This window comes from Longimicrobium sp. (genome assembly GCA_036389135.1).
GTDB lineage: Bacteria > Gemmatimonadota > Gemmatimonadetes > Longimicrobiales > Longimicrobiaceae > Longimicrobium.
Genome location: DASVQP010000093.1, coordinates 15560 through 36428 on the forward strand (window position 1 = coordinate 15560; position 20869 = coordinate 36428).

At 72.3% G+C, this 20869-nt stretch carries 15 protein-coding genes; 2 read left to right on the forward strand and 13 right to left on the reverse strand.

What is annotated here, in order from left to right; genetic code table 11:
* Positions 1 to 512 precede the first annotated feature (512 nt).
* Positions 513 to 2123: a DnaA N-terminal domain-containing protein gene (locus tag VF584_20410; protein ID HEX8212552.1), complete on the reverse strand. Its 1611-nt coding sequence runs from the start codon at positions 2121 to 2123 to the stop codon at positions 513 to 515.
* Positions 2124 to 2442: 319 nt separating this feature from the next.
* Between VF584_20410 and VF584_20415 the strand changes: the two genes are divergently transcribed.
* Positions 2443 to 3087 carry a hypothetical protein gene (locus VF584_20415; GenBank protein ID HEX8212553.1) on the forward strand — a complete coding sequence of 215 codons (645 nt, stop codon included), beginning with the start codon at positions 2443 to 2445 and terminating at the stop codon, positions 3085 to 3087.
* Entirely contained in the window at positions 3084 to 4175 is a 1092-nt protein-coding gene (locus tag VF584_20420) for an XRE family transcriptional regulator (protein ID HEX8212554.1), read from the forward strand. The genes VF584_20415 and VF584_20420 overlap by 4 nt, the downstream gene beginning before the upstream one ends.
* Positions 4176 to 4206: 31 nt before the next feature.
* On the opposite strand, the gene VF584_20425 is transcribed toward VF584_20420, so the two are convergent.
* From VF584_20425 to VF584_20480, 12 genes are all read right to left on the reverse strand, one after another.
* The gene (locus VF584_20425; GenBank protein ID HEX8212555.1) at positions 4207 to 4980 is read right to left on the reverse strand and encodes an alpha/beta fold hydrolase; all 774 of its coding nucleotides are present in this window, start codon (positions 4978 to 4980) and stop codon (positions 4207 to 4209) included.
* 157 nt (positions 4981 to 5137) lie between these two features.
* The gene (locus VF584_20430) at positions 5138 to 6574 is read right to left on the reverse strand and encodes a circularly permuted type 2 ATP-grasp protein (protein HEX8212556.1); all 1437 of its coding nucleotides are present in this window, start codon (positions 6572 to 6574) and stop codon (positions 5138 to 5140) included.
* Positions 6571 to 7809 carry a M20/M25/M40 family metallo-hydrolase gene (locus tag VF584_20435; protein ID HEX8212557.1) on the reverse strand — a complete coding sequence of 413 codons (1239 nt, stop codon included), beginning with the start codon at positions 7807 to 7809 and terminating at the stop codon, positions 6571 to 6573. Before VF584_20435 ends, VF584_20430 begins: the two co-directional genes overlap by 4 nt.
* Before the next feature lie 110 nt (positions 7810 to 7919).
* Positions 7920 to 8993, reverse strand: coding sequence for a hypothetical protein (locus VF584_20440; GenBank protein HEX8212558.1), 1074 nt, complete (start codon positions 8991 to 8993; stop codon positions 7920 to 7922).
* Complete coding sequence (locus tag VF584_20445) at positions 8990 to 10204, reverse strand: ABC transporter substrate-binding protein (GenBank protein ID HEX8212559.1); 1215 nt, start codon at positions 10202 to 10204, stop codon at positions 8990 to 8992. The genes VF584_20440 and VF584_20445 overlap by 4 nt, the downstream gene beginning before the upstream one ends.
* Positions 10205 to 10225: 21 nt before the next feature.
* Positions 10226 to 13165 (reverse strand): NHLP bacteriocin export ABC transporter permease/ATPase subunit, encoded by a 2940-nt coding sequence (locus VF584_20450; protein ID HEX8212560.1) that lies wholly within the window; start codon positions 13163 to 13165, stop codon positions 10226 to 10228.
* Positions 13166 to 13206: 41 nt separating this feature from the next.
* Positions 13207 to 15396, reverse strand: a complete 2190-nt coding sequence (locus VF584_20455; GenBank protein ID HEX8212561.1) for an NHLP family bacteriocin export ABC transporter peptidase/permease/ATPase subunit — start codon at positions 15394 to 15396, stop codon at positions 13207 to 13209.
* Between the two features lie 46 nt (positions 15397 to 15442).
* Positions 15443 to 16702 carry an NHLP bacteriocin system secretion protein gene (locus tag VF584_20460; protein ID HEX8212562.1) on the reverse strand — a complete coding sequence of 420 codons (1260 nt, stop codon included), beginning with the start codon at positions 16700 to 16702 and terminating at the stop codon, positions 15443 to 15445.
* Between the two features lie 32 nt (positions 16703 to 16734).
* Positions 16735 to 18324 (reverse strand): TolC family protein, encoded by a 1590-nt coding sequence (locus VF584_20465; GenBank protein ID HEX8212563.1) that lies wholly within the window; start codon positions 18322 to 18324, stop codon positions 16735 to 16737.
* A 257-nt stretch (positions 18325 to 18581) separates the two neighbouring features.
* Complete coding sequence (locus VF584_20470) at positions 18582 to 18773, reverse strand: hypothetical protein (protein ID HEX8212564.1); 192 nt, start codon at positions 18771 to 18773, stop codon at positions 18582 to 18584.
* Between the two features lie 16 nt (positions 18774 to 18789).
* On the reverse strand, positions 18790 to 19062 hold the full coding sequence (locus VF584_20475) for an NHLP leader peptide family RiPP precursor (GenBank protein HEX8212565.1): 273 nt from the start codon (positions 19060 to 19062) through the stop codon (positions 18790 to 18792).
* 141 nt (positions 19063 to 19203) lie between these two features.
* The gene (locus VF584_20480; protein HEX8212566.1) at positions 19204 to 20298 is read right to left on the reverse strand and encodes a hypothetical protein; all 1095 of its coding nucleotides are present in this window, start codon (positions 20296 to 20298) and stop codon (positions 19204 to 19206) included.
* Between the last annotated feature and the right edge of the window lie 571 nt (positions 20299 to 20869).

Consider the following 20869-nt stretch of genomic DNA (forward strand, 5'->3'; position numbering starts at 1 on the left):
TGCTCCTGTGTTGTGGCCGGGGGTGTTCTGGCGGGTGCTCTTCCGGTGGTGCCCCTATGCGCGCCGCCAGAGTGGTGCCAGGATGCGTCTACAAGGGCGCGGGGAAGCAACCCAACGATACTGCCGCACTTCCGCTGGGGCAAGCGGGTGCATCTCCCCTCCGGCACCAGGTATCGCGGGTGTGAAGGGGTCGTGTGACGGTCGTGATCTCACACGGTGGTACCAGCGCCCAGGCAGCAGGTGAATACCGCGCCAGTGCGCCGGACGAGCTCCCGGTAACCGCGTGGTGTCTGCCGTGGCACGAACATAGGGGCGGCACCGGATGACCGGGGTGCACCCGTGCACCGCGACCGGAGAGGGGCGGCGCCGACGCAAACATAGGGGCGGCGCCGGAGGGTACATAGGGGCGGCGCCGGGGGCTGGGAGGGAAAACAAAGCGAGCCGCGGACTTACGTTGTCCGGCGGCTCGCCCCTGTGTAGTTGGTAGGTTGATGATAATTACCAAGGCTGCACTAAGGAAGCGCGGGGCCCGCGCTCTGGTGCACGATTATGAGCCGCACCGGGCGACCCACGCGGACGGAGAGCAGCTCCTCCAGCCGCCCTCCCCACCGGCTGCGGATCCAGTCCGCGGCAAACGCGTTGCTGGTGCCCACGCGCACCGTGTCTTCCCCGAACTCGTCCAGCCACGACGACGCGAACCAGGTGCGGAGCTGCACCTCGCCAATCTCGTCGCGGATCTCCTGTACGGTGAGCCCCCACACGTCGTCGGTAGGGAGCTCCACGGGCGCTGGCACCGGCGTTGGGCTCGGCGCCGGCTCGGTGGTGCCCGTCGCGGCACGCGCGCTCTCTCGTGGGGAGGGAAGGGAGGGCGCGAAGCGCGCCGAATGGCGCTCGATCCAGGCGAGGTACTCCGGCTCGTCGAAGCGCCACTCGCGCTTGAGCGCCTTGGCCACCCAGAGCGACCAGTGCGTGATCTCCCGCCCATGCGCATCCACCCCGCCTTTGATGGCGCGCTCGTAGTGCACGCGCCGGAGCACCCGCTCCACGTCCATCCCGTGCTTCGCGACCAGGGCACGCCCCTCGGCGGCGGTCATCCCCAGCTGCGCAAGGTGCCAGAGGAGCACCCGGGTGCGCACCGGGTCCAGCGAGCCGAGGCCCCGGGCGGTGGTCGCGGACCGGGGGAGCGCCCCCGGCTCGATCGCCACCTCGTACACTCCGCGGCGGGGCGAGCGGACCTCGCCGGCGCGCAGGATGCTCGCCTTCACCAGGGCGTCCACGGCGTCGCGGAAGCGTCCCGCGATCTTGTTCCCGTCTTCCCGGCTCTGCACGCCCAGGTCGTCCATCCAGGCGGCCAGCGGCGCAACGTGGGTGCGGGGGAGCTGGCCCTGCGCCGCGGCCAGCACCAGCTTCAGGTGGATCCCCTTGGCCACGGGGGAGGGAAGGGCATTGTGCGCGTCCACGTCGATCCACGCGGCCAGCCCCATCTCCGTCTGCGAACGCCACGCGGGATTCAGCTTCAGGCTGCGGATGGTGTCGCGCGAGCGGGAAGCGAGCTGCTCGGTCTCCCAGTCGTACGAGAGAATCCAGTAGGTGGCGTCGCGCTCCCGGCGCGTGGGGCTTCCCGCGGCAACCACCGGGTGGCGCGTCCCCTCCGCCATGGTGCGGGCCGCCTCGGCGAAGTCCATCTCCAGCGTGGTGCGCAGCACCGAGTTTCCCCAGCGCTGAAAGGCGCGCTTCACCCCCTCGATCTTCGACGGGGCGTTCGACGCCGTCTCGCCGCGGGTGGCGCGGATGACGTCGGCGTAGCTGATCCCGGGGAGCGCGCCGTCCGGCTCCGTCCCGCGCTCGTCTCCCAGGCGCAGCGTGCCCAGCAGGTAGTCCAGATCGTAGATGGTGGGCATCCCCAGCGCCGGGCTGGCGGAGAGCTCGGCCACGAAGCGGCTCCCGTCGGGATAGACGATCTCCTGCCGCTGGAAGGAGTGGTGGGGCGCCACGGTGCCGTTCTCTCCCACCGGGTACACGCTCACCAGGGGGAGGCGCAGGCAGGAGAGGAGGTACAGCGGCGCCGGCACCGGCGTCTCCACCAGGTGGTCGGGCGCGAAGAGCGCGTCCGGGCTTTCCATCCGGACACGCGGCGCGTGGGTCGGGACCGGGGCTACCGTGAGGGCCATGCAGCTGCGTGGTGGGGCGTTAGGCGAATGGGCACGAGCATCTTAGCCCCGCACGGGCCGTCCCGCCAACCATCGCGTTCGAGCGTCTGTATACCAGACAGCGGCGGGACTCTTCGCCACGACGCGCGTTGGGGCCGTAGCACCCGGTTCGTCGCTCTAGGACCAATGCGACAACGGCGTTCACGCGTCCGCTTCATTCTCGGTTGACGTTTTCGCATGGTGGCTGGTATTCTTCTCCGAGACGTTGCCCCTTCCGCCGCGGAGTTGCTCGATGATCTCTCAGTCCCTCGTCACCCGAATCCGGAAAGCCTTCCCCGAATCGCTCCGCCGCGCGCTGGTGGCGGCGCTGGACGAGGCGTACCAGGAGGTGAGCGCTTCTCATCGGCCCGAGCGGGGGTGGAACAACTTCACCTTCGGCACCGGCTTGTGGGCGATCGCGATGTTCCAGCTGCAGGAGCTGGCGCGGGAGGAGGAGTGGGAGCTCGTGGAGGAGGTGGACAACCATCGCGTCACCTTTGTAAAGGATGGGCTTCACCTGACCTGCTACAAGGTGGGCTCGACCGCCGACGAGGACATCTTCGCCTCGTTCCCCAACAACGACAACGCGGCGAAGCGGCTGGTGGCGAACAACCGCCAGTTCGACCTGTTCGGCGACCGTTACCAGGCGGGAGCACCCGTGGACCTGGTGCTGGCACACCTGGGCACGCCGGAGCGCGGGCTGGAGGCGGTCTACCTGTGCGTCCCCTCGGCGGTGGCCAGCGACGACCGGATCTCGGAATGGGCGCACGCCGAGCTGCTCTGGAGCCGCGGCTCGCGGGCCGAGGTCGGCCACGGGGCGGCGGACCTCGCGGCCGAGGTGCCCATCGAGCGCCCGGTGATCCGCCTCAAGATCCCGCGCGCCGCCGACCACGGATGACGCAGCGGAGCCTGTTCGGGGGCGAGCGCGAGGCGGACGCGCGGGTACAGCGCTTCCGTCCGGAGCGGCTCGTGCTGGCGAGGGAGGCGCGCGGGCTCCAGAAGAAGGAGCTCGCGGACCGGGTGGACCTCACCCCCAGCGCGATCAGCCAGATCGAGCTGGGGAAGATCCGCCCGACCTCGGAAACGCTGCTTCGCCTGGCGCTCACCCTGCGCGTGCGGCCCGAGTTCTTCTCGGCGGCCCCGCCGGCGCTGATCGCGGCCGAGAACTGCCACTTCCGGCGGCTCCGCAGCGCCACGCAGACGGAGCAGCGGCGGGTGCGGGCGTCCGGCGCGCTGATCCTGGAGGTGGTGGAGCAGCTGGAGCAGCTGGCCGAGCTCCCGGCGGAGGCGATCACCGCGCTGGCCGCGCACGTCGAGAGCCGCGACGACGTGGAGGCGCTGGCGGAGCGCGTGCGGGAGGAGTGGGGGCTGGGGCAGGGCCCCATCAGCAACATGGTGGCTCTGCTGGAGCGCCGCGGCGTGCTGCCGGTGGAGATCGAGGGGCACTCCGAACGGCTGGACGCGTTTTCGGTCTGGGCGGAGCGGAGGCCGATGGTGTTTCTCGCCACGGAGAAGGGCTCGGCCAGCCGGCGCCGCTTCGACGCCGCCCACGAGCTGGGGCACCTCCTCATGCACGTGGACGTATCCGCCGGCGACGGCGCGCTGGAGAACCAGGCCGACGCCTTCGCCAGCGCCCTCCTACTCCCGCGCACTTCCTTCGCCGCCGAGTGCCCGCGCCGCCTCTCCTGGCCCCAGCTCCTGGAGCTGAAGCGGCGATGGAAGGTGTCGCTGGCCGCGATGGTGCGGCGGGCGTACGACCTGGGCATCTACTCGGAAGCGACGTATCGCCGCGGGTACATGCAGCTGAACAAGCGCGGCTGGCGGGAGAACGAGCCGGAAGAGCCGCCGATGGAGCGCCCGCAGGTCCTTCGCGAAGTCGTGCAGCTCCTGGAGGGGGCCGGCTATCCCCGGGCGCGCATCGCCGAGAGCGTGCACCTGCACACGCCCGACCTCGAGCGCCTGCTGCTCCTACCCGTCTCCCGATGAGCGCCCGCGGCGCCCTCCGCGCTTCGGCGGATCAGCCGTGCGCGCCCAGCCGCCCCAGAGTGGCCCTCAGCTCGCGCCCCAGCTCGGCCAGCACGAAAGGGCGGTGCTCGTTCACGAAGAAGTGCCCCGCGGGGAACATCACCCGCCGAAACGCCCCCGTCGCGTGCTGGCGCCACCCCTCCACGTCCGCGGGCCGTACACGTTCGTCCTCCACTCCTCCGTACGCGGAGATCGGGATGGCGAGAGGCTCGTCTCCCTGGAAGGTGTAGGTTTCCGCGAGCTGGAAGTCCGCGCGGAGGAGGGGAATCAGGATCTCCATCAGGTCCGCTTTCTCCAGCACCTCGTCGGGGGTCCCGGCCAGGCGCCTGAGCTCGTGGACGAACTCCTCGTGGGGGAGGTGGTGGACGGGCGCCATGGACGGCGGCAGGTGCGGCGCCGCCCGCCCGGACGCGAACAGGTGCACGGGGCCGCGCCGCCGGTCGCGGCGCAGGCGCTGGGCGAGCTCGAAGGCGACGGAGGCGCCCAGGCTGTGCCCGAAGAAGGCGAAAGGACGGTCCATCCAGGGCACGAGGGCGCCGGCCAGCTGGTCCACGAGCTCGTCCCAGCGGGTGATGGGCGGCTCGTGGAGGCGCTCCTCGCGGCCGGGGAGCTGCACCGCGCACACCTCCACCTCAGGGGGGAGAGCCCGGGGCCAGGGGAAGAAGACCGACGCCCCACCCCCCGCGTACGGAAAGCAGAACAGCCGCAGCCGCGCCGCCGGGTTCGCCCCGCCGGGGATCCGCACCCAGCGAGACGGAGTGGCCACCCCCGCCCTCGTATGTCCGTGCCGCTCCGGCGCCCCGCTGCTCGTAGTCAATGTGCGTCCATCCACCACAGGTCGACCTCAGGGTTTTCGAAGAGCTCCGACGACGGAGCCGGCGCGTTGCCGGGCGGGTGCCGCGGGTCCTGCATGGCGGCTCCCCCTACCCGGCGAGCACCCAGGTGTCTTTGGCGCCGCCGCCCTGGGCCCGGTTCACCACGTACGACCCCGGGCGCAGCGCCACCCGGCTCAGCCCGCCCGGCATCACCCAGGTGGAGTGGCCGGTGAAGACGAACGGGCGCAAGTCCACCCGGCGCGGCTCCACCGCGGCCCCGGCCCAGGTTGGGCAGGTGGAGATCTCCACCAGGGGCTGCGCGACGAAGTCGTGGGGCTTTTCGCGTATCCTGGCCGCCACCGCGTCCAGCTCGGCCCGGCTCGCCTGCGGCCCCACCAGGGTGGCGCGTCCGCCGGCGCCGCGCACGTGTTTGATGACCAGCGACGCCATGTTCGCCAGCACGTGCCCGCGGTCCGCCTCGCGCGCGCACAAAAAGGTGGGGATCTGCGGAAGGAGAGGCTCCTCGGCCAGGTAGAAGCGGATCATCTCCGGCACGAAGGCAAAGACCGACTTCTGGTCCCCCACGGCGTTCCCCACGGCGTTCGCCAGCGTCACCCGGCCGGCGGCGCAGACGCCGAGCAGCTCCCGGAAAAACGCGGCGTGGGCATGCCGCAGCCCCACGTCGTCGATGCGGCGGTAGACGACGTCCACGCGCACCGGGCCGGTGGGGGCCAGGTGGTACAGGCGGCCATCCTGCACCACCAGCTCGTCCACCGTGACGACCGCGGCGCCCGTGATGCGGGCCAGGTAGTGGTGCTCGGCGTAGAACTCGTTGTCCCGCCCCTGGCTGAGGACCACCAGGTAGGGGTCTCCGGTACCGGGGGGCGCCGTGGCCACGAGCGAGGCGCGCATCCGCTCCCCCGTGTCGTCCATCGCCCGGATCCCGTGGCGCGCCATGAGGGGGGGGGCCAGCGCCCTCATGGCGTCCCTCCCGGCGAGCACCTCGGCGATCCCTGAGGGAACGCACAGGTTGTCTTCCAGCACCGTGAGCTCCCCCTGGGGGGTGCGGACCAGGTCCGGGCCGGCGATGTGGACGTGCACCCCGCCCGGCGGCCGGATCGCGGCGGCCTCGGGCACGAAGCCGCGGGAGTGGCGCACCACCTCGCGCAGCTCGGGAAGCTCCCCCAGGATCCGTTGCCGCGAGTAGACATCGGCCAGGAATAGGTTGAGGGCGCGCACGCGCTGCTCCAGCCCCCGCACGGTGCGCTCCCACTCGCCCGCGCCGATCGGGCGGGGGATCAGGTCCAGGAGAAGGTCCCTGTCTTCCCGGGCGGAGTCGTCCGCGAAGGAAAGGTGGAGCCCCTGCTCCCGCAGCAGGGAGGCCGCCATCGCCCGCAGCTGGCCGTAGTCGCCGGGCGAGAGGCGGCCCAGCCACTCCACGACCGCGGCCGCGCCGTCGTGGGGCGCCCTGTCGCTCTGGAAGAGCTCGTCCCATACCCCCCCCACCGGGCGGTACTCGGCGAAGAGGCCGGTGGCGGCCGTCATACGGCCTCCACGCAGGCCAGCGCCGGAGCGGCGAGCGCCGGGCGCGTGGGCGCCACCCCGGCCTGAAGGGCACGCACCAGCCGGGGGTACACGCCGTACGCGGTGCGGGCGCCGCTCACCTCCAGACGCTCCCGGTCGGTGTGCGCGAAGCGCTCCTCGCCCGGGGCATACCCCAGCGTCACCACCCCGTGGGTCCCGCAGGTGAAGCCCCCGTCCGTGGAGAAGGTCCACGGCCTCACCGCGGGGGTGCGCTGCGTGACCTCCTTCACCGTCTGCACGGCGATCCCCACCGCCGGGTGCATCGACTCCACCAGAAAGGCGGGGGTGAACACCGGGTAGTCGCACTCGAAGTTCGTGTAGGTACGGAGCCGCTCGCGGCTGTGCTCCACGGTGAGCGTGAAGCCCTCACGCGGGGGTACCCGCTCGCGGAGGAAGGCGCGCAGGAGGTCCAGGGCGGCCTCGATGGTCTGGCCCGGAAGCACGCGCCAGTCGAGCACCACGCGCGCGACCCCGGGGATCACGTTGCGGGTCTTGGGGGTGGCGTCCACGTCGGTGATGCTGAGGGTGGAGGGGCCCAGGATGGGGTCGCTGGAGAGATTGCCCGCGAACTCCCCCACGGCCGTGATCACCTCGGGAAGGAGGTGGAGCGGGTTTCGGGCGCGGTGGGGGGCGCTGGCGTGCGCCGCCACCCCGCGCACCTCCACCACCAGCTCCAGCCGGCCCCGGTGACCGATGCAGATGTCGCCGTTGGTGGCCTCCCCCAGGATCACCACGTCCGGGCACAGCTCGCCCTGGGTCATCAGGTAGTCCATCCCCATGGCCCCCCGCTCCTCCAGCACGGTGAAGCCCACGTACACGTCGCCGTCGGGACGGGCGCTCACGAACTGCGCGGCGGCGTACGTCAGCAGCGCCAGCGGCCCCTTGATGTCCATGGCCCCGCGGCCGTGGAGGAACCCATCCCTCACCTCGGCGGCGTAGGGAGGATGCTCCCAGGTGCCGGAGTCGCCCACGTCCACCGTGTCCAGGTGGGCGCCCAGCATCACCGTGGGCCCGCCCCTCCGCCCGCGGACGCGCCCCACCACGTTCCCCACCGCGTCTATCCACACGTCGTCGAAGCGGAGCCGCTTCAGCTCCTGGACCGTGCGGAGCGCCACCTCCCCTTCGGCACCCGACACGCTGGGGATCCGGATCAGCTCCTGCGCGAAGGTGAGGGCCCTGTTGAAGTCTGCATACATCGGGAACGCTCCAGAAACACGGTAGTTGGATTTCCGGGCGGACGCGGGACACGGAAGGTCGTGCCCGCGGGCGCCGCGGGGTGTGCGCGCGGCTCCGCGAGCCGCTTCCGTCACCGCACCCGCCCCTCCGGGTGCGCCAGCTCCTCGATGGACCGGCTCGCCAGCACCCCCAGGGTGCGCCCCCACGCCGCGGGGTCGTGCGGGCGGGCGAGGGGCGCCAGCTCCATCCTCTCCATCCCCGCGGCGGCACCTCGCAGGAGGGCGGCGAGCACCCGCAGCGCCGCGGCGGAGAGCCCGGCCACCCCGGGGCAGCGGCGCAGCCGCCCCTGCGCGGGCGAGTCCGCGCCCAGGCACCGGAGGAGCCACCCGGTGCGCAGCTCGCCGGCCGCCGCCACGATCCCCGCCGCGTCCGCCACCAGCTCGTCGTGCACCCCGCGCCCCACCACTCCCGAGCAGCGGAGGATGAAGTAGTGGGTGGATTCATGCGCGATACGTATAGCGCGCGACGCCTCCTCCCACGCACCCGCGGACAAACCGGCGCATTCAGGGGGTACCCCCGCGTACGGTCCCGGGCCCACCAGGAGGATCCGGTCCTGGTACAGCTCCCTGGGCGCGGCGCTCACGCCGCCGGGGCGCTCCCGCTCCAGGGCGCGCACCCGGTCCCAGTTGTTGAGCCCGCTCACCATGCAGGCGCCCATCGTGGGCGGCACCGGCTCCGGCTCGTTGCGGCGGGCGAGGGCCTGCACCAGCGTCACGAAGTCCTCCCGCGCGCCGGCCGCGATGGCGGGAACGCGCCCCGCCGGCGTGCGATGCAGCCAGACGCGGAGCGCCTCCGGCGCCGCCAGCCTCACCCCCGGAGCCCCCGGGGCGGGGGCGATGCCGCGGCGGGTGGCCGCACGGTAGGCCGGGGTGCCGCTGATCCCGCGCTCCACGGGAAAGCGCAGCTGCACGAGCCGCTCCGACAGGGCGGGCCACGCCCCCCGCTCCGCCGCGTCGGGCAGGTAGCCGTCCCAGGCGGCGGCGCACGCCTCGTCGGCCAGCGGAAAGCGGAGCGCGGGGGGGGCTTCCAGCACCCGGGCCGTAACGCGGAGGAGGGGGGCGACGTCGGCGGCGCGGGCGCCGTACGCGCGCAGAACCTCCGCGCGGAACTCCAGCTCCTCCGCGGCGCCCCCCTCCTCCCTCACGGGCCGGGTGCGCTCACGGAGTCTTCCGCCTCCGGGAGGTACTCGAAGCGCCCCCCCCGGGCCACCACCTTGAGGATGCGGTGGGTGACCAGGTCTCCCCGCGAGTCGAACGAGAGGGTGCCGGTGACGCCGTGAAAGCCGCCCATGTGGCGCATCGCGTGGGCCACCTCCACGGCGCTGGTGTTCTTGGCCCGGCTCATCGCCTGGGCGAGCAGCTTGACCGCGTCGTAGCCGAGCGCCGCGCCGGGGTCGGGGGCCACGCCGAAGCGCTTGCGGAAGGCGGCCACGAAAGCGCGCACCTCGGCCCGCCGCTCGTCCGCGTGAAAGGGCACCGGGAGCACGGTGCCCTCCACCGTCGACGCGCCGCCGCGGAAGAGGGCCGACGAGACCATGGCGTCGGTCCCCAGCACGGGAATGGTGATCCCGGCCTTGCGCACCTCGGTGATGAAGTCGCCGGCCATGGGCACCTGGCCGGCCACGAAGATCCCGTCGGGCGCCACCTGCTTCCAGTTCTCGAGCGCCGCCGCGAAGGGGCGGTTGGAGAGGTCGGGCTCCGCGTCGTAGCTGGCGCGCCCCACCACCTCGATGCCCAGCTCGGCCGCGCGCTCCTCGAAGGCGTTGGCCACGGAGCGCCCGTACGGGTTGCGGACGTAGCAGATGACCACCCGCTTCAGCCGGCGACGCGCCGCGTACTCGGCCATCTTCCGCCCCGTGTCCTGGTCGTTGAAGATGGTGCGGAAGACGAAGTGGTACCCCTCGCCGGTGAGCTCCGGGCTGGTGGAGGTGGGCGAGACCAGGAGGAGGCGGTTGAGCTCGTACACGCGCGCCGCGGGAACGGTGACGTGCGACTGCAGGTGCCCGATGACGGCCGACACCTTGGGGTCGCTCGCCAGCTTCTGCGCGATGAGGAGCCCCGTGTTCACGGAGCCCTGGTCGTCCTGCAGCATCAGCCGCAGCGGCCGCCCGCGGATCCCCCCCGCGGCGTTCACCTCGTCCACCGCCATCTCCAGCCCCTGCTGGAAGAGGATCTCCTTCCGCTGCGACCAGGGCCACACCGCGGCCACCACCACATCTCCGCGCCCGGAGGCGGCCAGCTCGTCACGGGCGGCGCCGGGCTCGTTCGGGCCGCAGGCGGCCGCCGCGGCCGCCGCGAGCATCGCCCACACCCGGGTGCGCCACCCCTTCCTGCGGGTGCTGAGCTTCTGGATCATCGTGCCTATGCGGGGGGTGGGTCAGGCGAGCTGGCGGCGCGCGAGCGCCGCGAAAGCCCCGTCTTGCGCCATCAGCTCGTCGTAGGTGCCCATCTCCACGATGCGGCCGGCGTCGATGACGCAGATGCGATCCGCGCGCTGCACGGTGCTCAGGCGGTGCGCCACCGCGATGCGCGTCACCTGCAGCCGCTCCAGGCTGGCGCTGACGATGGCCTGCGTGCGGTTGTCCAGCGCGCTGGTGGCCTCGTCGAAGTAGAGGATGCGGGGGCGGCGCACCAGCGCCCGGGCGATAACCAGGCGCTGCCGCTGCCCCCCCGAAAGCGCCCCTCCCCCCTCCGAGATCACGGTGTGCATCCCCATGGGGAGCGCCTCGATGTCCTCGTCCAGCCCCGCCATGCGCGCCGCCGCCCACGCGTCGTCGATGGTGGCCGAGGTGGGCCCCACGATGTTGGTGAGGATGTCGCCCGGCATCAGCTGCGCGTTCTGGAGCACCACGCCGATCTGGCTGCGCACCGCGCGCGGGTCCAGCCCGGAAAGGTCCTGCCCGTCGTAGTAGACCACCCCCGCCTCCGGCTGCTCGAAGCCCAGGAGGAGGCGCAGGAGGGTGGACTTGCCGGAGCCCGAGGGCCCCACGAGGGCCACGAACTCGCCCGGGCGGATCTGCAGGGTGAGGTCGCGCAGCACGGGCGCCCCCTCGGGGTCGTAGCGGAAGACCAGGTGCTGCAGGTCTATGCCCCCCTTGAGCGTCCCCGGATCGGCCTTGCCGAGGTCCACCTCGGGGGCGGCCTGCAGGATCGGCCTGGCCTGGTCGTAGAGGGGGATCACCATGAGGCTCTGCGTGAGGGCGGCGCTGGCGGTGAGCACCCCCATCATGGCCAGGCCGAAGGAGGCGAGGAACGCCAGGAAGTTCCCCGTGGAGAGGGTGCCGGCGGCCACGTGCGGGGTGGCCATGGCGAAGAGGACCAGGTAGGCGAAGACGGGGAAGGCGGTGTTGAACGCCTTCAGCAGGTTGCCCACCGTACGCACGCGGAACTGCAGCTTCCGCTGCTCGCTGAAGCTGCGCGCCCAGATGCCGAAGGCGTGGACCTCGGCCCCCGCCACCCGGAGCTTGGCGATGCTCCCCAGGAACTGGAGCATCGTCCCCGCCAGCCGCGAGCGCAGCTCCTCCACCACGCGCTGGTCGCGGAGCTGCACGTACGCCCCCGCGGCGGTTACGAGCACGGCCAGCGAGATGAGCGCCACGCTCCACAGCGCCAGCGAGCTGCTGTAGTGGAAGAGGAGGATGAACTGGAAGAGGGAGAACACCCCCCCCAGCGCGGCGGTGATGGTGGCCCCCGAGAGCGCCTGCCGGATCATCTCCACGGCCATGGCGCGCGTGGCCAGGTTCCCCGCCGAGTAGGGGCGGAAGAACGGCATGGGGAGCGCCAGGAGACGGTCCCACACCGCGCTCAGCGTGTCGTTGCTCATCCGCACCTCGATGCGAAGGAGCGCGATGCTGCTGGCCGCCTTGAAGAGCACCCCCGCCGTGGCCACCGCCACCAGGATCAGCGTCACCTGCAGCAGCTGCATCCGCTCCGCGCCGGGGATTACGTCGTTGAAGAGCACCGCCGTGGCCACCGGGGCCGCCATCCCCAGCAGCCCCATGGCCAGCCCCAGCGCCACCACCACCACCAGGTCGCGCCGGCAGTGGCGCAGGCCGAAGCGCAGCACGCCCAGCAGCCCCAGCGGGTGGTCGCCGAAGGGGCGGTAGAAGGTGTGGGCGCGGGGGTCCAGCGTCTGCGCCACGGCCGCGGTCACGGGCTCGCGGGTGCCGCGCAGGGGGTCGAAGAGGAGGTACCCGGTGCGCTTGTGGGGGACCAGCGCCACCGGGCGCTGGTCTTCGGCCACGCGGGCCACCATGGCGCCGCCGTCCTCGCGCCACCAGCCGTCGCGCAGCATCACCGTGCGCACGCGCGAGCGTGAAGCCTGCGCGATCGCCTCCAGGGGGCTGTCCAGCCGGGTGGCGGCGGTGGAGGCGGCGGGGCGCCTGACCTCGATCCCCAGCGCCTCCCCCGCCACCCGGCACGCCGCGAAGAGCATCGCCCCGCTCACCGCGTCGGCGTCGACCTCGCGGGGGCGCTGGCGGATGCGCGGTTCGGAGCCGCGCCGCACCTCCATGGTGGAGGCGAGGTGCACGAAGGCGCGGTCGAAGGTGGTGAGGCGGGAGTCGGCCCGGCGGCGGAGCCACTCCTCATCGCTGGTGAGCGAAGCCTCGGCCACGTCGCGGGCGCGCAGCAGCACCAGCGAGTGGAGGCGGTCCAGCCCCGGCCAGGGGGCCCCCCGGCGCAGCATCTCGGGGGTGCCGAGCCAGTGGATCCGGCTTCCGCGCTCCAGCTCCAGCCAGGCGCGGTGCGAGATGGGGAGGAAGACGTCGTCCCCCACCCGCAGCTCGTTCAGCCCCAGGAAGCGCGAGCTCCCGGCGTGGTGGCGGATCCACGCCACCCGGCCGCGGGGCCGCATGGGCGTGTCGGACTCCAGGGGGCGGTCGTCGCGCGGCTGCAGCTCCAGGCACCCCTCGGGCACCTGCCCCGGCGACATGCTCCCGGTGAGCAGGTCCACCCACTCGTCCAGCAGCACGCCCAGGTCGTGCGGCTCCACCGTGCCCTGCGCCGCCTCCCAGAGCCGCGCGCGGTCGCACTCCACGAGCTCGGTGCCGGCGGCGCCCACGGCCAGGAGCCCCACCCCCTGCTCCACCGCGGCCACGCGGTTCCCCAGGAGGAGCCGCCCCGCGTCCACGCGAAAGAGGTGGCGGCGCTTCCCCACCACCGCCCCGTCCCGCAGCAGGACGGTGAACACGTCTACGTGCCCCGTGCGCACCAGCCACACGGAGTCGCGGTCCAGGAGAAAGGGGTGGTCGCCCCCCACGGTGCAGGGGGTGCCATGCCGCTCGAACAGGGCGGTTTGGGTCGGGGCCGCGGGCATCACGAAGCCGGGGGTTGGGGAGCTCGTACGCGCATGCCGCCTCACTCCTGCGCGATCAGGTCCTGGTACAGACCGGGGACCGCCGCCAGCTGCGCGTGGGTTCCCCGCTGGGCGATCTCGCCCTGGTGCATCACGATGATCTCGTCGCAGTCGCGGATGGTGCTCAGCCGGTGCGCCACGATCAGGCAGCTGCACCCGCGGCGCCGCAGGTTGTCGTCGATCTGCGCCTCGGTGGTGGCGTCCAGCGCGCTGGTGGCCTCGTCCAGCACCAGGAGGGTGGGGTTGATGGCCAGCGCGCGGGCGATCTCCAGCCGCTGCCGCTGGCCGCCGCTGAAGTTGCGCCCCCCTTCCTCCATGGGGCTGGCGTAGCCGTGCGGGCGCGCCGCGATGATTTCGTGGATGCAGGCGTCGCGCGCGGCCTGCGCCAGGTCCACCTCGGAGAGGGTGTCGTCCCAGAGCGCCAGGTTCTGCCGCACCGTTCCCTCGAAGAGGAACACTTCCTGGTCCACCACGGCCAGCGAGCTGGTGAGGATCCCGCGCGGGATCTCGGCGCGCGTGCGCCCGTCGAAGAGGATCTCCCCCTCCCACGGCTCGAACAGCCCGGACACCAGCTTCCCCACGGTGCTCTTTCCCGAGCCGCTCTTTCCCACCAGCGCCACCCGGCTCCCCGGCTCCAGGGTGAGGCTGAAGCCGCGCACCAGGGGCTGCTCGCGGCGGTTGTAGCCGAAGGTGAGGTTGCGGATCTCCACGCGCCCGGAGAGCTTCGTCCCCCCGCTGGCGCGGGGAGCGTCCACCACCACCAGCGGGTCGGGGGGCGAGTCGAGGACGTCGTCCAGCCGCATCAGGCTCCCCTTCACCTCCTGCAGCGCGCTCCCCATCCCCACCATGCGGTTGACGGGGGTTATGAAGGCCAGCGCCAGCGCCTGGAAGGCGATGAGGAGGCCGATGCTGAGCTCCCCTTCGATCACCCGCAGCCCCCCCACCCCCAGGATCAGGGCGGTGTTGAGCGAGGCCAGGAAGACGGGGATGCACGCCAGCGTGTAGGTGGTGAGCGCCATGTCCTGCCCGGACACGAGAAGCTTGGACATCTGCCCGGACCAGCGCGAGAAGAACTCGGACTCGGAGCCCGTGGCCTTGAGCGTCTCGATGCTCTGCAGCCCGCCCATGGACACCCCCATCAGCCGCGAGCGCTCCTGCAGCAGCCGCTGGTTGAGGTCCACCCGCCGGCGCGACATGTACTGGAGCGCCGCCAGGTTGAGCACCGCCGTGCCCACGCCGATGGCGGTCAGCAGCACGTCGTACTGCACCATCAGCACGGCGTAGAAGGCGATGAGGAAGATGTCCAGCATCGTGGTGGCCATCTCCGTGGAGAGGAGGCGGGCCACGCGGTCGTTGATGGCCACGCGGGTGGCGAGGTCGCCCGCGAAGCGCTGCGAGAAGAAGGAGTAGGGGAGCCTGAGGACGTGCCATACGAACTGCCCGGAGGTCTTCAGCGCCACCTTGGTTTCCAGCCGCAGGAGGTAGTGCTCCTGCAGCCACACCAGGAAAGCCTGCACCAGCGCGGTCGCGGCCATCAGCATCAGCAGCGGCGTCACCCACCCGTAGAGGCTGCGGACGATGACGCTGTCCACGAACACCCGGGAGAAGGTGGGCACCACCAGGCCGGGGATGACCAGGGCGAGCCCGGTGAGCACCACGAAGAGGAGCCCCGCCGACGTGCCCCGCATCCGCGGGACCAGGGCGCCGGCCATGGTGTGCCGCCGGCCGCCGCGCTGGAAGCCGGGGCCCGGCTCGAAGGCCAGCGCCACCCCGGTGAAGGAGCTGTTGAACTCCTCGTCGGTCACCGTGGTGGAGCCGGCTGCGGGGTCGTTCAGGTGCACCACCCCCTTGCCGAACCCTTCCAGCACCACGAAGTGGTTGAGGTTCCAGTGCAGCACCATGGGCATGCGCATGGCGCGCAGCTCGCCGGGCTCCTTCTTGTAGCCCCGGGCCACCAGCCCGTAGCCGCGCGCGGCCTGCAGGAGGTAGCTGGCCTTGCTCCCGTCGCGCGAGATGCCGCACGCGACCCTCAGCTCCTCCAGCGGCACGTAGCGGCCGAAGTGGGCGAGGATCATGGCCAGCGAGGCCGCGCCGCACTCCACCGCCTCCATCTGCAGCACGGTGGCCACGCGCACCCGCTTTCCGCTTCCCGCCTCCGGGCCGGCGACCGGGGCCTTCAGCAGCAGCTGCATGAGGCCCTCCCCCGGGGTGCGGGCGTGTGTCCGCCGCGCGCGCGCCTCATCGCTCGAGCCACTGGCGCAGCTGCGGAAGGACCAGCGCCACGGGGGGCTGCTCGGTCACGGTGATGGAGGCCGCGGCCAGCGTTCCGCTCTCGATGCGGCTGGCCGGCCCGCGCGACGAGGTCCACCGGTAGTTGCTGGGGGTGGAAGGGTCCACCATCAGGTCCGCGTGCACCTCGTAGGGCGAGGCTCCGCCGAAGAGCTCCTCCACGAGCTTGTCGTTCTTGAGCACGCGCCGGATCCCCATGGGGGTGGCGGGAAAGTCGGACACGAAGGTCACCGTGCCCAGCATCATCCCGAACTCCTCCTTGCGCACCGTGGAGGGGGCGATGTTGATCCTCATCCCCGGCTTCACCATCTTCCCGTAGATGGAGGGAACGAAGAGCACCGCCACCAGGTCCTTGATGTCGCTCCCGCGCAGGTCCAGGCTCAGCAGCGGCTCGCCGCGCTCCACCACCTTCCCCGGCTCGGTCATGATCTCCAGGATGCGCCCCGTGTAGGGCGTGGTCACCTGGGTGCGGGCGCGGATGTCGCGCTCCAGGCGCGCCACCTCGGCTTCGGTGTCGCGGATCTTGGACTCGCTGTTGCGGATGGCTTCCCGCGCGTCGTTCTCCACCTCCAGCTCCTTCACCTGCAGCTGGGCCAGCTCGCTGCGGCTCACCCGGATCTTCTCGCGCGCGGCGTCCAGCTGCTGCTGGGTCACCAGGAGCGTGGCCCGGGTGAGGAGCCCCTGCTCCACCAGCCGGTTCTGCGAGGCGATGCGCTCCTGGAGGGGCCCAAGGTTGGCCTCGGCCGCCCGGATGGAGGCATCCAGGGCGGCCTTCTGGGCACGCAGGCTCTCGCCCTCCAGCCCGGCGTCGCGCCGGGTGAAGCCCACCAGCGCCTGGTGCTCGTCGTGCAGCACCTTGAGGCGCGCCTTGGCGACCTGGATCTCTTCAAAGAGCTCCGGCTGGGCCAGCCACCCCACCACCTGCCCGGCCGTCACGCTGTCGCCCACGTCCACGGAGATGTCGGTGACGCGCCCGGGGGCGGGGGTGACCACCTCCAGCACCCCCCCGCTCCGCACCAGGATGCCGCGCCCCTCCACCTTGTCCGCCACGCTCCCGGTGAACCCCCATCCCACGGCGCACGCCAGAAGCACCGCCATCCCGCTCAGCGCGATCCACCCGCGCGGGTGGGTGGCGTGCATGATCTGGTCGAGCTGCTCCGGCGAGGATAGGCGCTCGACGGAGGCTTTGCGGAACAAATGTTTCTTCATCGGGCCTTTGTCTCCCGGATTGCGGTGCCCGCTCACGGGGGTGTGATGAGCGAGCCGGGGGGAACCACGGTGCGTCCCTCCCTGTCCATCTCGGCCAGCGAGCCCGTCTCGAACCGCAGGGTGGCCACCGCCACCGCGTAGCGGAACCTCGCCGACACCTCGCCGAGGCGGGCCTCGTTGAGCCCTCCCTCGGCCAGGATCACGTCCAGGAGGGTGGCGGCGCCCAGGCGATACTTGGTGTGCTCGTTGTCCACGGCGGTGCGGTACAGCTCCACGGCGCGGGAGCTCTCGGCCACCCCCTGTGCCTCGCGGCGCAGCGCCTCGGCCGACGCCCGCACCCCCGACGTGATGCGCCGCGCCAGGTCGGCGGCGGCCACGCGCTCCTCGTCCTCCAGCGCGCGGCGCTGCACGAAGAGGCCCTGCGCCTCGGCGTTGGCCACGGGGAGGCGGTACTCCAGCGCCACGGTGGCGATGGGCCCGGGAACGTGCTGGTAAAGGGGGGCCACGAAGCCGCGGGCGTCGCCCGCGCTGGCCAGGCCGTTGTAGCCCACGGTGGTGGAAAGGTCCAGCCGTGGGCGGCGGCTCCCGCGGGCCGCGGCGCTCAGCACCCCGGCTGCCTGCACCCGGTGGGCGCGGGACGCCAGGTCGGCGCGGTGCGCCAGGGCGCGCTCCACCAGCCGGTCCACCTCGGCGGGGCCGGGCTCCCAGGGGGCCGCCGCGGGGAAGGGGGTGGTCGCGGGGGGAAGGAGGTGGATGGCTTCGCCCTCCACCCCGATCGAGATCCCCAGCTCGCGCCGGGCCTCCACCACCCGCTGCTCGGCCGCGATGCGGTTGCGGCGGCGGATGGCCGCGGTGGCCTGGAGCTGGTTGAGGTCCGAGGCCGGGCGCTCGTCCGCCTTCACCAGCTGCTCCATCTCGCCCGTCAGCCGCTCCGCGCGCTCCTCGGAGTTGCGGTACACCTCCAGCTCCTGCTGCGCCGCCAGGTAGCTCCAGTAGGCGCGGACGGTTTCCAGCACGCCGGCGGCGGTCACGTAGCGCAGCTCTTCGCGCAGCGAGCGGTGGGTGATCTCGGCCGTGCGCTCGGGCGCGGCGGAGATGGATCCCCACCGGTCGCGGGCCAGCGGCATGGTGAAGCGCAGCCGCACGCTGGCGGCGCTGCTGGGAACGGGGGTGAGCGAGCGGTCTGCCGTGCGGGTGACGGCCACCTCCGGCTGCACCTGGATCCCCGAGCGCAGCAGCCGGCTGGCCCCCAGGGTGTAGGCGGTGCGGTGCGCCGACACGGCGGCGCCGGGGATGATGCCGCCCTCGCCGATGGTGGGCTCCTTCTGGTAGCTGTCGTCCGCGGCGAGGCGCAGCTGGGTGTCGAAGGGGGCGCTCGCGGCGATCCGCGCCCCCGACGCCCCCTCGGCTCTCAGCCGCCCCACCTGGATGGAGGGGCTCTGCACCAGGGTGGCCTCCACCGCCCGCTGCAGCGAGAGGCCGGCGGGCTCCTGCGCCGCCGCGCCCGGGGCCGCGGCCAGCGCCACCAGCGCCACCCACCCCATCACCCCGGAGGGGGCGGAGCGTACGGGGCCTGCGGCGGAGGGTTCTTCCGGGGCGGTGGCGCGCGACTGCTCGTACATCAGATCACACCAGGGGTGAGGGCGCGGCTGGAGCTGCCCGCGGAGGTTTTCTTCTGTGGGCACATGGCGGGGGTGCCCGCCACGGCTCGTCCGGTGGCCGCCCCGCCGCGCCGGTTGCTCCCGGCATGGGCGTTTTGGCCGCCTGCACTCATCTGGAGCAGTCCGCACCATAATGGTGCAGGGCTCCCCCGGAGCGGCTCTGCCGGCAGGGTGAGATCAGCGTCATGCAGCAGATCCCAACGGGGCGGGAGAGCCGTCTAGAGCTGCCCGCGGAGGCCTTCTTCCATGGGCATACGGCCGAGCGCCTGCAACGCCTCGTCCGGAGCGATCCAGACGCGGCTGAGGCCGCCCACCACGTTGTTGAGCTCCGCGTCGGAGAGCTCGTCTTCGTCTGGCGGGCTGAACGCTCCCGCCGGCGGCCGCCCCGCCGCGTCGAATGTCATCGGCATGCCGGGTCCCGCCCTCCTACCAGGGTGTTCCGTCGCCCCCCGCCACCTCGTCCAGCTCGTCGTCCGAAAGCTCGTCCCGTTCCCCCTCCAGGTCGGGGAGCACCACCAGCAGGTCCAGACCCGGGTCCTTCTCGATGAACCTCACCCGGAACGCCGGCGTCAGGTTCACCCCGAACGTCTCGAAGATGGCCGAATAAGGGTCGGCCACCAGGCGCGCGCGAAAAGCGCGATCCACCGTGGCGCGCTGAACTACGCGCTCGAGAAGCTCGTTGCGAGGGTCTTGGGCCATGTTGCCACCAGAGGACGGAGGACTTGCGTCGGCAGGAAAATCCTGCGTTATTGCTGTCCGCAAAACAGGTGCCAGGTGCGTCCGTGCGCTGGCCCGAAGAGACCCTTCGCCCTCTCCTGATTCCGCCCCCCAGAAGGCGCGCTACGCGCGGGCGCGGCTCTGTGCGGGGTGGAAGCCGTGCTCCACCACCAGGTAGATCTTGGCGCTTAATTGACCTTCGTCATCCAGCGTGATCTTGGCGTGGTTGATTCTGCGGCGCACGAGGCTTTCCCACAGCTGGTGCCCGAAGCGGTGCGGCGCGTACCCCGGCCACCCCTCCAGCGCGGCCCGGCGCCCGGGGTCGCAGAGCCCCGCCTCCACCAGGTGGTCGAGGAAGGCGGCTTCGGCGATGCGGCCGCGCATCTGCTCCGGGCGGGAGCAGGGATACTCCAGCCCCACCACGGGGAGCACCGTGCCGCCCACGTCCAGGTGCACGAGCCCGGGGGAGTGGCGGGGGGCCCCGGGGCGGAAGCGGGCCAGCTCGCCCATGGCCCGCCGCAGCGGGGCGGGCGGGCCCGGCCACTCCACCCCGCGAAGGTAGCGGGGCAGTGCGTGCCGGTCCAGCCCCGCCAGGCAGAGCCGCAGCTGGTGCTCGCCGCGGGGGAGGAGGAGCCCCACGTAGGGGAGGGCGGCCCCCGCGGGAAGCTCCCCCAGGCAGCGCCGCAGCGTCGCCAGGATCGCCGGGGGAACGCCGTCGGTGAAGAGGGGGCGGAGGGCGGCGCGCGCGAGCCGCTCGTACTCCCCGGCGCCGCGGGGGCGCAGGAGCTCCGTCCACTCCACGAAGACGCCGGGTGGGGGAAGGGCGGTGTCGTCGCCCGCCGGGAGGTCGAATTCCAGCCACAGCGCGGCCACTTCGCGGAAGAGGGGCGAGCCGGGGTCCGCCCACTCCCGGCAGAGCGCGGCGAGCCGGGCCCAGCGCGGGTCCGCGTGGATCGCGGGGTCCGGGTGCAGAACGGGGTTCAGCCCCGCCAGGATGTCTCTCCCCTCCGGCCCTACGCGCACGATCAGGTCGGTGCGGTGCGCGGGGCCGGTGAGGCGGCACTCCAGGTACATGCAGGTGGAGAGCGGGGCTGGAAGGCGCTCGCCCAGACCCAGGAGGCGTGCGAGCGCCCCGGGGGGAACGAGCGTTTCCGGGAGGTAGGGCTCCACCGGGCGGAGGGTGGAGGCCAGCGTCCAGGGGGAGTGCGCGGGATTCACGCTTCCCCCGCGCGGCACACGGCGGGCGGGGGAGCGCACATCTGTTCCGGCGGGCGTGCCCCGCGGCTCGCGGCCCGCCGGGCACGGGCGGCACTCCTCAACTCCATGATCGGGGCCATCTTCCCCATCCTTGGCGGGTGTGGGCGGGGCGTCCGGGAGCCCTGGAGGGGGTGCGATCCGGCATCACGCAAGCCGCAATTTCGTGATGCAAACGGCATGCTACCTGCATCGCCTGTCGGGAGCCGCATGTTTGCGACAACCGCCCGTATCTAGATCCGAAGCAAGTCCTATTAAGAGCGAAAAGCAGCTTCTCCCGATCCGTGCGATCTGGGGAACTGCCTGAAGTCCACTGCCCCGCCGGGGTATCCTTTTCCCCCGGCGGACACACCCTGAGCGCGCGCACATCCGGCTGCGATCGCGCGCCGGCCTATCCACAGCATCTGGTCCCGTAGCCGAAGCGACGCTGAACCCGGCCCGAGCCGGGCCTTCCTGATCCCCTCGCCAACCGCGGTGGTTATGTCCGAAATCACGATCCTGGAGCCGGTGGAAAACTCGACGTACGAGCCGGCGG

What these genes read in the sequence shown, in the direction of transcription:
- VF584_20435 (HEX8212557.1), bottom strand. Translation starts at nt 7,809, where the DNA reads ATGTATGCAGACTTCAACAGGGCCCTCACCTTCGCGCAGGAGCTGATC.
- VF584_20465 (HEX8212563.1), bottom strand. Translation starts at nt 18,324, where the DNA reads ATGTACGAGCAGTCGCGCGCCACCGCCCCGGAAGAACCCTCCGCCGCA.
- VF584_20415 (HEX8212553.1), top strand. Translation starts at nt 2,443, where the DNA reads ATGATCTCTCAGTCCCTCGTCACCCGAATCCGGAAAGCCTTCCCCGAA.
- VF584_20430 (HEX8212556.1), bottom strand. Translation starts at nt 6,574, where the DNA reads ATGACGGCCGCCACCGGCCTCTTCGCCGAGTACCGCCCGGTGGGGGGG.
- VF584_20445 (HEX8212559.1), bottom strand. Translation starts at nt 10,204, where the DNA reads ATGATCCAGAAGCTCAGCACCCGCAGGAAGGGGTGGCGCACCCGGGTG.
- VF584_20420 (HEX8212554.1), top strand. Translation starts at nt 3,084, where the DNA reads ATGACGCAGCGGAGCCTGTTCGGGGGCGAGCGCGAGGCGGACGCGCGG.
- VF584_20475 (HEX8212565.1), bottom strand. Translation starts at nt 19,062, where the DNA reads ATGGCCCAAGACCCTCGCAACGAGCTTCTCGAGCGCGTAGTTCAGCGC.
- VF584_20460 (HEX8212562.1), bottom strand. Translation starts at nt 16,702, where the DNA reads ATGAAGAAACATTTGTTCCGCAAAGCCTCCGTCGAGCGCCTATCCTCG.
- VF584_20470 (HEX8212564.1), bottom strand. Translation starts at nt 18,773, where the DNA reads ATGCCGATGACATTCGACGCGGCGGGGCGGCCGCCGGCGGGAGCGTTC.
- VF584_20410 (HEX8212552.1), bottom strand. Translation starts at nt 2,123, where the DNA reads ATGGAAAGCCCGGACGCGCTCTTCGCGCCCGACCACCTGGTGGAGACG.
- VF584_20455 (HEX8212561.1), bottom strand. Translation starts at nt 15,396, where the DNA reads ATGCAGCTGCTGCTGAAGGCCCCGGTCGCCGGCCCGGAGGCGGGAAGC.
- VF584_20450 (HEX8212560.1), bottom strand. Translation starts at nt 13,165, where the DNA reads ATGCCCGCGGCCCCGACCCAAACCGCCCTGTTCGAGCGGCATGGCACC.